Here is a 12,579-nt window from a genome sequence, read left to right on the forward strand (position 1 = left end):
TTTATACACACTTGCTGGTATTTATTCCGCTTTTGGCTAAATTCAATTTAATGCTTCCAATTTGAATTTCTGTTTAATTTCTTGATACTTTCCCAACGCCATTAAAGGAAAATATTGCTGATAGAGGTGATACTTTAAATAAAAATGACAAGGAAAACCCGTTCCTGTGAAGTATGATTCGTCCCAAGTACCATCTGACTTTTGAGTTTCTAATAAATAATTAATTCCTTTTTCAATGCTATCAATAGCTAATTTATCTGTTGCTTCACCTGCGGCTATAAGTCCAATTAATGCCCATGCTGTTTGAGATGCAGTGCTGTTTCCTTGTCCTTTGAGATTAGAATCATTGTAACTAAAACAAGTTTCTCCCCAACCACCATCAGAATTTTGAACTTTGACTAACCAAGCTGCACCTTGTTCTATATTTGGTTGATATTTTTGCGGATTTATTAAAGCTAAAGCTGACAAAACTCCACTAGTTCCATAGATGTAATTTACGCCCCAACGCCCAAACCAACAACCTTCTTTTTCTTGCTCATTTAATAGATAAATGAGCGACTTTTCTAAGTTATGAGATGCAATTGATAAATTACAAGCCCCCAACATTTCTAATACTCTGGCTGTAACATCAGCAGTATTGGGATCAATCATGGCTTTTAAATCGCCATAGGGTACAGAATTGAGCCAATCTTGATTATTATCAATATCAAAAGCCGCCCAACCTCCTGGTTGACATTGCATTGATGCAATCCAGTTTAAAGCACGAGTGATAGCTTGGTTTTTTAGTTCCTCATTTGGCAATTTTGCTTGATGTAAAGCCATGACAACTACAGCAGAATCATCAACATCTGGATAGAAGCGATTGTCAAATTCAAACGCCCACGCGCCGGGTTTTCCCTGTTTATTTTTGACGTGCCAATCACCATAATCTAATATCTGTTTTTCTAATAACCATTCTCCAGCTTTAACTATTGTTGGATCATCTGCGGGAAAACCTGAATCAATTAAAGCACGAATTGCCCAAGCTGTATCCCAAACGGGTGAAACACAAGGCTGAACACAATAACTATTTTCTGTTTCAATAGCAAAATTATCAACTGCTTTTAAACCACGATATACAATTGGGTCGTTAGGATCATAATCTAAACATTTCAATGCTAACAGGGAGTTCAACATGGCGGGAATAATTCCTCCCCAATCTCCTGTAGCTTCTTGACGTTCTAAAATCCATTTTTCTGCGGCTTTAATTCCTTCATTTCTAAAAGGAACAAAATTTAAACTTTCTGCTAATTTAAAACCATTATCTAAGATATTAAATATATCCGACCAATCACCATTTTTAGGTAATTCCCATTTGACGTTTTTCACGCCTTCTGTATATAATTCATCTAAATTTATGGGTTGGTCAATTTTAAAAATAGGTTTGCGATCAAATACTATTAATAAAGGTACTGTGCTGGAACGCGCCCAACTGGAAAGTTCATAAATATTGAAGGGAAAATTATCGGGTAGCAGCATTACCCAAGATGGTAATGAAGGAAGTCCACGCCAATTGTAGCAACCAATTAAGGCGAGATGTAATTTGGTGAAAATGCGGGTTTTGCTAATTCCTCCTTTTTTGAGAATTAAAGATTTAGCACGAATCATGGCAGGATCATTTGCAGGTACTCCTAACAGCCTCAAAGCCATGTAAGCTTCTACTGTTGTACTCAGTTCTCCACCGTCACCATAAAACAGTTCCCAGCCGCCATGTTCTCGTTGTTGCGATCGCAAATATGTTTCAATTTTATGTAAAGGCCGAGTTTTGTCTGTTCCCCAAATCTTATGCAGCAGAACGGTTTCAGCGGTGATGGTGACGTTGGATTCTAATTCGGCCCACCAATAACCATCTGGCTTTTGAATGGAAAGTAGATGTTTTTGACTGGCTTTAATTGCTTCTGCTATTTGCTTGACTTGTACTCTGTTTTGTGTTTGCATTAGTTACTTTTCTCCGCACTACATGATATTTAATCACATATCTTCCTGGTATAAGAATATGGATTATATTGAACCGCGTTCACGAAGTGTCCCGTAGGGATAGGCGCGAAGGGCGCGAAGGAAGAGGGAAGAAGAAGATAAAACAGAGTATTCTGTGTGAGTCACTGAGAGTTTGCAAGAGATATGGCGACAATTTTATTGGGGTTGGTGGTTTTATCTTTGGTGATTTGGTTATTTTTGCTGTTGTTTTGGGGGCAGTTTTGGCGCGTAGATCAGCAATTAGAAACAGATGAAGACATTCCTACACAACAACCCTTACCGACAGTCTGTGTGGTGATTCCAGCGCGAAATGAGGCTGATGTGATTGCCATTAGTGTGCGATCGCTCCTCCTTCAAGACTACCCTGGTGATTTCACTGTCTTTTTAGTAGACGATCACAGTACAGATAATACAGCACATTTTGCCCAAGAAGTAGCCCAAGCCGTAGATCAACCCCAGAAATTACATATTGTCTCTAGTCAAGAATTACCCGCTGGTTGGACTGGTAAACTCTGGGCAATGGAACAAGGTATCCAAAAAGCCGGTCAATTACAACCCGATTATTTTTTACTTACTGATGCAGATATAGAACATGATCCTAGCAATCTGCGGCGATTAATTGCTAAAGCCAAAACAGAGGATTTAGACTTAGTATCTGTGATGGTAAAACTGCGTTGTCAAAGCTTTTGGGAACAATTATTAATTCCCGCTTTCGTCTTTTTCTTCCAAAAACTCTACCCTTTTCGCTGGGTAAATAATCCCCAAAAAACTATAGCAGCAGCCGCTGGAGGTTGTATGTTAATTCATCCAGTAGCCCTCAATCGTATTGGGGGAATACAAGTAATTCGTCAAGCTTTAATTGATGATTGTTCTTTAGCAAAAGCTGTTAAATCTAATCAAGGTAAAATCTGGTTAGGATTAAGTTCTTTAACTTACAGTTTGCGTCCTTATGATTCTTTAAAAACCATTTGGGATATGGTAGCCCGCAGTGCTTACACCCAACTAAATTATTCTCCTTGGCTACTTTTAGGAAGTGTGTTGGGAATGATTTTAGTTTATATAATACCTCCTGTAGGAATGATTTTAGGTTTAGGATTGGGAAATTTGCCTATTACTTTGACTGCTTTAATCACATGGTTATTAATGACTTTAGCTTATTTTCCCATCATACGTTTTTATAAATGTTCCCTTTGGTTAGTCTGTTGTTTGCCTATAATTGCTCTTTTTTATACTTTAATGACCATAGATTCTGCTATCCGTCACTGGCAAGGGCGTGGTGGTGAATGGAAAGGTAGAGTTTATTGAAAAAGGCAGAAATAAACGAAGTTTGGTCAGCTTTTTAAAATTAATTTGGAAATTTTTACTCCTTTAGATATAGTTCCTCAATCAGGATCTACTGTTTTTATATCTATTGGATGATTGTCAGTAGAAGCATTTTTGTTAAAATCAAGTTGTGAGTGATGACTGATTTTTAAAACAAATTTCATCATTTTACACGATGTATTTATTGCAGGTAAGCTTATGACAATGCAGAATGACAAAAGAAAAGTCTATCAAGATAAAGTTAAAGCACAATTAGATAAATTCAATGCTCAGATTGATGAAATGAAAGCCAAGGCAAATCAAGCAAAAGCAGATACCGCCTTGGAATATAACAATAAATTGGAAGAAATATATACCAAGCGTGATGCTGCTCAATCTAAATTAGAAGAATTGCAGCAAGCTAGTGAGCAAGCTTGGGAAGAGATGCAAGTTGGCTTTGAAAAAGCTTGGAAAGAACTAAATACAGCTTTTGAAGGCGCTGTTGCTAAACTCAAATAAACCGAACCCACCAATCCCTTTCTCTAGTAGATATCTCCAATAAAGATTGTAGAAAAAGGATTTTGGAAGACGCATATTCAATTTTCGGAGATATCTAGTATGCGGAGTTAAATCAAAGCCTCTGCTCTAGCAGGAGATAAGTGTGGAAAGATGAAGTGAAGTTAAGTTGTAACATCACCTTTTTTTACTTCCTTAACTTCTCTTTTTTACATCATTTACTAGAATATAGCGTTTCCTAGTCTTATGAGGTACAAAATCATCTGTGTTTATCTGCGTTCCATTCTTACTGCTTGTACCTCACCTGAATGGCAATACTGCTCGGTTAAGAATTTTTGTAGGTTGGGTTGAACGATAGTGAAACCCAACAAATGCCTGTAAATGTTGGGTTTCGTTCCTCAACCCAACCTACCTAATTTCATTTTTTGAGCTTAACCGACAAGTATTGACCTGAATGGGAATTGCAATAGCATAAGGATACAGAATGTTTGATATAGCAGGGAACAGAAGAGAAAAATATTCTTCTTCCTCCTGACTCCTGACTCCTTAAAAATTATCATCTTCAGTAATTGTGTAATTATTTAAATTGCTGTCATAGTAACGCAATTCCCATCTATCATTACTCTGATTGTGATAACTGAATTCCTCTACCTTAGGTGTTGCCGTACTCATATCACCAGCAGATAAAACAACAGATTCTGATGGGATAATTGATTGTGCTTCTAGGGGAAATAATGAACCTATATTATTGAAGGGAAATAGTGAGCCGATATTGATGAGACTGAAGGGTAACTCAATAGGAAATGGAAATGGAAATGGTAAAGAAGGTGATGGATTTGAAGGCTGAGTAGGTTCTGGCGTTTGTGTGCCATTTTCTGCTGTACGGGTAATAATATCCCGGATTTGGCTATCAGTCAGATTGGGGTTGGCACTAAGCATGAGCGCAACTACCCCAGCAACGTGAGGGGCTGCCATCGAAGTACCATTATAAGTGGCATATTGATTATTGGGAACTGTAGAGTAAATATCCTGACCTGGGGCTGTGACGTATTTGATTTCTTGAGAACCAGAACGGTTAGAGAAGTCAGTGAGGTTATTATTTTTATCTACTGCACCAACAGCAATTCCTAAATTATCGGCATAACGGGCAGGATAGGATGGTGTGGACTCGCTATTATTACCTGCTGCCATAACCACAATTACGCCTTTGCTGCTGGCATATTCAAGGGCAGATTTGAGAGTATTATTACCAGAATTACCTCCCAAGCTGAGGTTAATGACATTAGCACCATTATCTACAGCGTAATAGATTCCTTTGGTAATATTTGCATAAGAACCTGAACCATTTTTATCTAAAACCTTGACTGCCATAATTTTGGCATTATAAGCAATACCAGTCACACCAAAATCGTTATTTTCCCCGGCGATAGTTCCGGAAACATGAGTTCCGTGTCCGTTGTCGTCTAAAACATTATTGTTAGTACTATCAAAGTTCCAACCTTGAATATCATCAATATAGCCATTACCATCATCATCTATACCATTGCCCGCGATTTCTTTACTGTTCGTCCAGATATTATCATTCAAATCGTTATGGTTGTAGTCAACTCCAGTATCTAGAACGGCTACAACAATACCCTGGCCTGTATGTCCACGCTCCCAGGCTGCTGGAGCATTCACTAAATCTGCACCCCAATTATTTCCACCCAAGTCAGGAGCATCTGGATAGGGACTTTCACCAGCAGCTTCACTGACTGCTTTGCCGGCATTGATTAAGCCATAGCCATTATTGGAGTTATAGCTGCTAGTGGTGACAACAGACTCTTTTGTTTCCTGCTCTGGAGAGCTACTACGATTACCCCAACGCAAGCTATTGTCAGCCTGATTATCAAAGATATTAACTGGGGAAATAGGAGTAATATTGAGTTCCTTTGGGGATGAAAAATTGTTAGTAATATCTAGTGTCATCAGACTTTTATCCTCAAAAATAGTAATCTTTTTGTAACAGCATGATCTTTTCAAACCTTTATCTAGCAAAAGCTTGAAAGCGTTATTTATTAGTCATGGTCAAAAATTACTATAAATTGATAGGGATAAAAAGCCAATTTGATTACGAATTAAGGATTTAAAAAACAAGCAATCATGACAATTGAAAAGTCAGGATTTAATAACTTAATTAAAATTCTAATGTGAGCAATTAATAACAATCAAAATAATTTGTAATTTGTGTCCTGCCTGGAAAAGTAGAATGCACCAAGATGGTTTTACTGCTGACCGCAGCTGTAAATTTTCAAACAGATTGCCGCCAGCTTTCTGGTATTTCGATATAATCAGGTAGACGAGTAGTGCGATCGCCTAAAGCCATATTTATCTGCTCTAATTCCAGGTTTTTCGCCCCCGTCAAAATCGCTCCGGTCAGTTTAACATCACAAAGATGAGCGCCCGCTAAATTAGCCCCCATCAAATTTGCCCAAGAAAGATCAGCTTCATCAAGAATAGCCTTACAAAGATTAGCTCCCATCAGATTCGCTTGTTGCAAATCTGCTTCCATCAAACTAGCTTCGCTGAGGTTAGCAAAATAGATATCTGTTTGCTGCAATTTAGCAGCATTCAAATTTGCACCTTGGAGATTTGCACCATTGAGATTTGCACCTTGCAAATTCGCCGCAGTCAAACCCGCTAACTGTAAATTAGTTTTACCCAACTTTGCCCCTTGCAAATTAGCCAAAAATAACTTAGCACCAGACAGGTTAGCCGCTTTCAGAGTTGCTTGTTGCAAATTAGCTTTATACAAATTAGCAGCTTGTAAATTCGCTGCACGCAAACTTGCACCAGATAGGTTAGCTGAACGCAAGTTGACCCCGTATAAATTAGCAAGATTTAGATTCGCCCGACTTAAATTAGCACCCCGCAAACTAGCTTTAAACAAATTAGCTTCATAGAGAATCGACCCAATGAGTTTAACCCCATCTAAATCTGCTCCACTTAAATCTATCTCCCGCAAATCAGATCCACACAAATCAGATCCCCGCAAATCGACCCCTTGCAGTTTAGCCCCTGCTAAATCTACCCGTCTGATGTCAGTATTCCGTAAATCCAATTTTTGATTTTCTCGGTCTTGCTGAAAATTGCGTCTACCAATAACAGTTAGCGCCGCTTGAATATCGGTACGCAGTTTAAAAGACTCTAAAGGGATAGAATAACGCGCTCTTTCTCGCTGTTGACCCAAATCAATCGCCATAAAATCTTCTGGTTTGGGTTGTTTCCTCTCCAGTTGTATGGCTGCATTCTCCCGTATAAAAGCGGTGAGAATTTCCATAATTGTCCAATGTTCTTGCGGGAAATCCTGGGCAATTCTTTCTAACGCATAAATTGCCCCAATACGTGTTTCTACCTTGTCATGTCCTAACTGAGCAATTCCGCCAATAAAGCGTTCTGCAATCAATCTTTCTTGAGTCAGTTTCGTATTTTCTATGTCAATTACTAGGCTTTTTTCCGCTGTAATCGCATTTTTTTGCATTGCTTGAGTCCGCTTTGCTGCGTAGTAAGCATTAAGCATGACAGCTAAACCTAGAAAAACTATGGCAGTAGTAGTTAATGCTTGATTTCTATCAGTTATTCGCTGCTGAAGTGATAACTTTTCAATATTAGTAGATGCGAAGACAATCAGTATTAAGGACATAGCAACAATAACTATGATGCTAATAAACCAATTCAAAGTTGTGTCTGTCTTTTTAGCAGACATACCAGAAAGATGCTTCACAATAATGAGTATTACTGAGATGATTAAAAACAATAGTATAGCATTTAGCTTCAAAGTTAGATATGCTAGAACTTACTTAATTAAACATTGTATTAATTAGTTAGAATGAGAATAAATATATTTTTTAGAAAATATCCGACCGTTTGTAGATTTATCGCAGTTACTAAGTAAGTTAGGACATACACAAATCACAAAAATCAGACATAGACAGACTTTTCACCCGGTTACTTCTTCCCTGTTAAGAGTTACCTAGCATATAATTTACTTCTATATCTACCCCTATATAGGAGTAGATGTCAATACCTGGAAAGCAAAAATTTCAGTGACAACTTGATCAGTGATCAGCATTATACACTTGGTATATATTTTTTCTTAAAACTTAAACTGAGCTTCCCTCAGGTTTGCTTCATCCATGATAACATCATTTAAAATCGCATCCTGTAAACTAGCTAAATATAGATTAGCTCGATGTAAGTTAGCACCAGAGAGATTTGCCCCTCTGAGATTTGCCGCACTGAGGATAGCCTGGGAGAGATTAGCAAAGTTGAGATTAGCACCAGAGAGATTTGCCGCACTGAGAATCGCTCCCTCTAGGTTTGCACCAGCAAGATTTGCTTCTGAGAGATTAGCTTGATAAAGGTTAGTTTGTTCCAGGTTCGCACCTTGCAAGTTTACTCCCCTTAAATCCGTGTAACTTAAGTCAATTTGCTCATCTTCTGGGTCATATTTTGTATCTCTCCTACCAATCACAGTAATAGCTGCTTGAATTACTTGTTTGGTGTTTTCAGCAGAATTATTTGTTACTTCTTCTGGGGATAGACTGGCAGCTTTATTTCGCACAAAATTAGTGAGCATATCCATAATTATCCAGTGATATTGTGGATTAACTTCAGCGAGATGCTCTAAATCATTAATTGCATCTAGACTGATTGCCATTGAATTATTTTTCAGTCGATTTACAACTTTCATTAAGTAATGCTGATGATTTTTATTGTGTTGATCATGGTTTAGCTTTTCATTAATTACCAGCATCCACCGGATAATTTTCGTGCTAGTATTCTGAACTTTCTTATAAGTAATAGAAAATATTTTTGGCACTCTCATAATACTTGTATTATTTTTGATTTATTGAGGCTTTTAAATTTTTTATACATAAATAGCCTTGAATTATTAGTTAAGATAACTACCAATCAATTTAAAGTCTCCAATTCAAAAGATACTAGAGGAACTATTCGCAGGTTGATAAATCATATCTATTATCTACAGCTATTTGGGATAAGCCAAATTCTACTCTGCACTTAAAAAAGAAAATATAATCATTTGAGGTATAGACACCAAGAAAAATATATGTTAAACATATGTCTCAAGATTTAGTTGTTAATACTACTATTTAGTATTCATAAACAACTGATCAGAATCATGATCATATTGATATTTAATCGTTAACCATAATTACTTAAATCTGATAATGCCGCAAAATTCCCAACCAATACTGAAAAAGCTAGTGCTGATTGGTGGAGGTCATAGTCATGCTATTATTTTGAGACTTTTGGGTAATAAACCTTTACCTGGATTGCATTTGACCTTAATTACTCCAGATAAATATACGCCCTATTCTGGAATGTTACCAGGACATATTGCCGGATTTTACAGTTATGCTGAGTGTCATATTGACTTGCAAAATTTAAGCAACTTTGCTCATGCACATCTGTATTTTGACCAAGTAGTTGGGCTAGATTTGCAAAATAATAAAGTGATTTGTGCTAACCAACCTGCTGTAGATTTTGATCTACTGTCGATTGATATTGGCAGCACTCCCGCTAAATTGTCTGTATCAGGTGCAGCAGAATATGCTGTTAGTGCTAAACCAGTAGCACAACTTTTAGAACATTGGTATAAATTACAAAAATATGTAGCGGCAAATCCCCAAAAACCGTTAAGTATTAGTATTGTGGGTGGTGGTGCTGGGGGTGTGGAATTGGCGTTATCAATGCAAGCAGGTTTACAAAAATTGGAGATTGAAAATTTAGAAATGCATTTATTTCAACGAAGTGGGGAATTAATGCCAAATCATCATCCATCAGTACGACAAATCATGGAAGAAGTTTTAAATAACAAAGGTGTAAAACTGCATTTAGAGGAAACAGTGTGTCAACTTGCACCGATAAACAAAAATTTTGAGGTTCAATGTAAATCAGGTTTAATAGTTGAATGTGATCAAGTTTTCTGGGTGACACAAGCATCAGCAGCAGATTGGGTAAAAGCATCAGGAATTGGTATTGATGAACAAGGGTTTATTTTAGTAGATGATAATTTGCAATCTCTCACCCATTCCCATATTTTTGCAGCGGGTGATATTGCGACTATGGTAAATTATCACCTACCGAAAGCAGGTGTATTTGCAGTGCGTCAAGCTAAACCGCTGTATGAAAATTTGCGAAGGATGGTTTTGGGTAAATCACTCAAACCCTACAAACCGCAAAAAGCATATTTGAGTTTGATTAGTACAGGCCAAAGAAAAGCATTAGCTACTAGGGGAAATTTCACTTTACCGCCCCATCAATTATTGTGGTACTGGAAAGACTGTATTGATAGCTGTTTCATGGCACAATTCCAAAATCTACCAAAAACCTGATACATTGCACTATCAGCCTCAAGATAGAGTAATGGAAATTTAAAAAATCATGAAACGTAGACAAATTATCAATACAGGTATAATTGCTACAGCCACGGCTACACTGGCCACAGCTTGTGCAAAAACAGTTACATCTAGCAATGCACAAGGTAGTTTACCCAGTGTCAGATGGCGCATGGCCACTAGCTGGACAAAGACTTTAGGGACTTATATCGGCGCGGAAACCATCTCCAGACGTGTCAAAGAAATGACCAATGGCCGTTTCACCATTACTCCTTTTGCGGCTGGGGAATTAGTTCCAGGATTGCAAGTATTAGATGCTGTTCAAGCGGGAACTGTGGAATGTGGACACACAGCTAGTTATTATTACATCGGTAAAAATCCGGCTTTAGCTTTCGCTACCACTGTACCTTTTGGCTTAAATGCCCAACAGCAAAATGCTTGGTTGTATCATGGTGGTGGACTGGAAGCTATTCAAAAAATATATGCTAATTTCAATATCATCAACTTTCCTGCTGGTAACACTGGGGCGCAAATGGGAGGATGGTTTAAGAAAGAAATCAAGTCTGTTGTTGATTTGAATGGGTTAAAAATGCGGATTCCTGGCTTAGGTGGACAAGTTATGTCTCGGTTGGGAGTAAATGTACAAGTGTTACCCGGAGGAGAAATATATTTAGCATTAGATAGGGGTGCAATTGATGCGGCTGAATGGGTGGGACCATATGATGATGAGAACCTGGGTTTAAATAAAGCCGCCCAATTTTATTATTATCCTGGTTGGTGGGAACCGGGTCCAACTTTAGATGTATTGGTGAGTCGGAAAGCTTGGGATAAATTACCGAAAGAATATCAGGAAATATTCAAAACTGCGACCTTTGAAGCCAATATGAATATGTTAACTGAATATGATGCTTTGAATGGGGAAGCATTAACAAGATTACTGGCTGGTGGAACTAAATTAACTCCTTACAGCCAAGAAATTATGCAAGCTGCCAAAAAAGCTGCTTTTGAAATATATGAAGAGAATGCTAGTAAGGATGCAACTTTTAAACAGTTGTATGAACAGTGGCAAAAATTTAGAGGACAGATTTTTACATGGAATCGTATCAATGAATTAAGCTATGCTAATTTTGTGACTGGTGATAGTAAATAATATTTCATTGATCAATATCGGATTTAACTTTCGAGATGCCAAACAGTTTTAGGGATTGGAAGATTTTATGAACCCCTTTCAAACATCTCTGATTCCTCTAACCAAGTTTGAATTACTCCTAATAAATTATCCTGTTGAGGCGGAAAACCACTCAAGGGAGATGCTATTGGTGTATCGGTAATCAAGGCGATTTTTAACCAGTCATTCTTCTGTAATTGCTGACAGAATTTAATTAATTCTGGGTGAGGATTAATGTGACAGAAAATGAGGGCGATTTTATCTGTTTTTAGATGTTCTCTCAGGGGTTGGAGTTGGTTTTCTAAGTCGAATATATCTTCTATGTTTTCGGCTTTTTGTTTGGGAAAGATTTCGCCATAAATTTTGATTAATATACCTTTGGCTATGGCTTTTTCTGCGGTTTTCCCTTCCAGGTTAGCAGCGTTGAGGGGGATGGGATAGGTGGTGGATGTGGGTTGCAGTTCCTTTAATTGGGTATAAATATCGGTGTATTGTTGTTCGAGTTGGTTAACGGTGGTGGTGTTGGTGGCGTGCCATGCTTGGTAAAATTGGGGATAGGTGAGGTTTTTGGCAGAATGCCAGAGGATTTTGAAACAGTTTTTGTAGAAATTAAAATTGTTTTCATAGACTTCATTACTGAGATGTTTCTTTAATGCTGAGACTGTCATTAAATAGTTATTTTCTGTTTTTATAATTGTGTTTAAAATATGGAGAACGTGGTAAAAAATATCTTCATTTTTAGTGCGATGAAAAAGAGAAATTAAAGCAGTGATCGCCCCTTCATTCCCTACTGGTTTAGTGTCATGAAGAAGAGAAATTAAAGCAGTGATCGCCTCTTCATCCCCTACTGCTATCCTTTCTAAACTCTCAGCAACATACCTACGGGTATCTTCATTCTGAGTATCTTTGAGGAGTTGGATTAAAGCTGTAATTGCCTCTTCATCCCCTATTGCTATCCTTCCTAAACTCCCAGCAACACACCTACGGGTAAATTCATTCTGAGTGTCATGAAGAAGGGAGATTAAAGCAGTGATCGCCTCTTCATCCCCTACTGCTATCCTTTCTAAACTCTCAGCAACATACCTACGGGTATCTTCATTCTGAGTATCTTTGAGGAGTTGGATTAAAGCTGTAATTGCCCCTTCATTCCCTACTGCTATCTTTCCTAAACTCTCA

General features: G+C 37.7%; 9 protein-coding genes. 4 read left to right on the forward strand and 5 right to left on the reverse strand.

The window, feature by feature from the left end; translation table 11 throughout:
* Positions 1-42: 42 nt before the first annotated feature.
* On the reverse strand, positions 43-1,977 hold the full coding sequence (gene shc / locus VB713_RS23630; protein ID WP_323313948.1) for a squalene--hopene cyclase: 1,935 nt from the start codon (positions 1,975-1,977) through the stop codon (positions 43-45).
* Between the two features lie 183 nt (positions 1,978-2,160).
* Between shc and VB713_RS23635 the strand changes: the two genes are divergently transcribed.
* Both VB713_RS23635 and VB713_RS23640 read left to right on the forward strand, forming a co-directional pair.
* Positions 2,161-3,321, forward strand: coding sequence for a glycosyltransferase (locus VB713_RS23635; RefSeq protein WP_323313949.1), 1,161 nt, complete (start codon positions 2,161-2,163; stop codon positions 3,319-3,321).
* Between the two features lie 216 nt (positions 3,322-3,537).
* The gene (locus tag VB713_RS23640; protein WP_323313950.1) at positions 3,538-3,837 is read left to right on the forward strand and encodes a hypothetical protein; all 300 of its coding nucleotides are present in this window, start codon (positions 3,538-3,540) and stop codon (positions 3,835-3,837) included.
* Between the two features lie 543 nt (positions 3,838-4,380).
* Here VB713_RS23640 and VB713_RS23645 read toward each other — a convergent pair.
* The 3 genes from VB713_RS23645 to VB713_RS23655 all read right to left on the reverse strand — a co-directional run bounded on the left by VB713_RS23645 (position 4,381) and on the right by VB713_RS23655 (position 8,701).
* A complete protein-coding gene (locus VB713_RS23645; protein ID WP_323313951.1) occupies positions 4,381-5,802 on the reverse strand; it encodes a S8 family peptidase in 1,422 nt (473 codons plus the stop codon).
* Positions 5,803-6,124: 322 nt separating this feature from the next.
* Positions 6,125-7,579, reverse strand: coding sequence for a pentapeptide repeat-containing protein (locus tag VB713_RS23650; RefSeq protein ID WP_323313952.1), 1,455 nt, complete (start codon positions 7,577-7,579; stop codon positions 6,125-6,127).
* Positions 7,580-7,969: 390 nt separating this feature from the next.
* Positions 7,970-8,701 (reverse strand): pentapeptide repeat-containing protein, encoded by a 732-nt coding sequence (locus VB713_RS23655; protein WP_323313953.1) that lies wholly within the window; start codon positions 8,699-8,701, stop codon positions 7,970-7,972.
* 364 nt (positions 8,702-9,065) lie between these two features.
* Between VB713_RS23655 and VB713_RS23660 the strand changes: the two genes are divergently transcribed.
* Both VB713_RS23660 and VB713_RS23665 read left to right on the forward strand, forming a co-directional pair.
* Complete coding sequence (locus VB713_RS23660; RefSeq protein ID WP_323313954.1) at positions 9,066-10,232, forward strand: FAD-dependent oxidoreductase; 1,167 nt, start codon at positions 9,066-9,068, stop codon at positions 10,230-10,232.
* A gap of 49 nt (positions 10,233-10,281) precedes the next feature.
* On the forward strand, positions 10,282-11,385 hold the full coding sequence (locus VB713_RS23665; protein ID WP_323313955.1) for a TRAP transporter substrate-binding protein: 1,104 nt from the start codon (positions 10,282-10,284) through the stop codon (positions 11,383-11,385).
* A gap of 65 nt (positions 11,386-11,450) precedes the next feature.
* On the opposite strand, the gene VB713_RS23670 is transcribed toward VB713_RS23665, so the two are convergent.
* On the reverse strand, positions 11,451-12,579 hold a 1,129-nt coding region (locus tag VB713_RS23670; protein ID WP_323313956.1), incomplete at its 5' end, for a HEAT repeat domain-containing protein.

The organism is Anabaena cylindrica UHCC 0172 (genome assembly GCF_034931625.1).
Lineage (GTDB): Bacteria > Cyanobacteriota > Cyanobacteriia > Cyanobacteriales > Nostocaceae > Anabaena > Anabaena cylindrica_A.

Coding starts and splice junctions, on each gene's coding strand:
- shc (WP_323313948.1), bottom strand. CDS start 1,977: ATGCAAACACAAAACAGAGTACAAGTCAAGCAAATAGCAGAAGCAATT.
- VB713_RS23635 (WP_323313949.1), top strand. CDS start 2,161: ATGGCGACAATTTTATTGGGGTTGGTGGTTTTATCTTTGGTGATTTGG.
- VB713_RS23640 (WP_323313950.1), top strand. CDS start 3,538: ATGACAATGCAGAATGACAAAAGAAAAGTCTATCAAGATAAAGTTAAA.
- VB713_RS23645 (WP_323313951.1), bottom strand. CDS start 5,802: ATGACACTAGATATTACTAACAATTTTTCATCCCCAAAGGAACTCAAT.
- VB713_RS23650 (WP_323313952.1), bottom strand. CDS start 7,579: ATGTCTGCTAAAAAGACAGACACAACTTTGAATTGGTTTATTAGCATC.
- VB713_RS23655 (WP_323313953.1), bottom strand. CDS start 8,701: ATGAGAGTGCCAAAAATATTTTCTATTACTTATAAGAAAGTTCAGAAT.
- VB713_RS23660 (WP_323313954.1), top strand. CDS start 9,066: ATGCCGCAAAATTCCCAACCAATACTGAAAAAGCTAGTGCTGATTGGT.
- VB713_RS23665 (WP_323313955.1), top strand. CDS start 10,282: ATGAAACGTAGACAAATTATCAATACAGGTATAATTGCTACAGCCACG.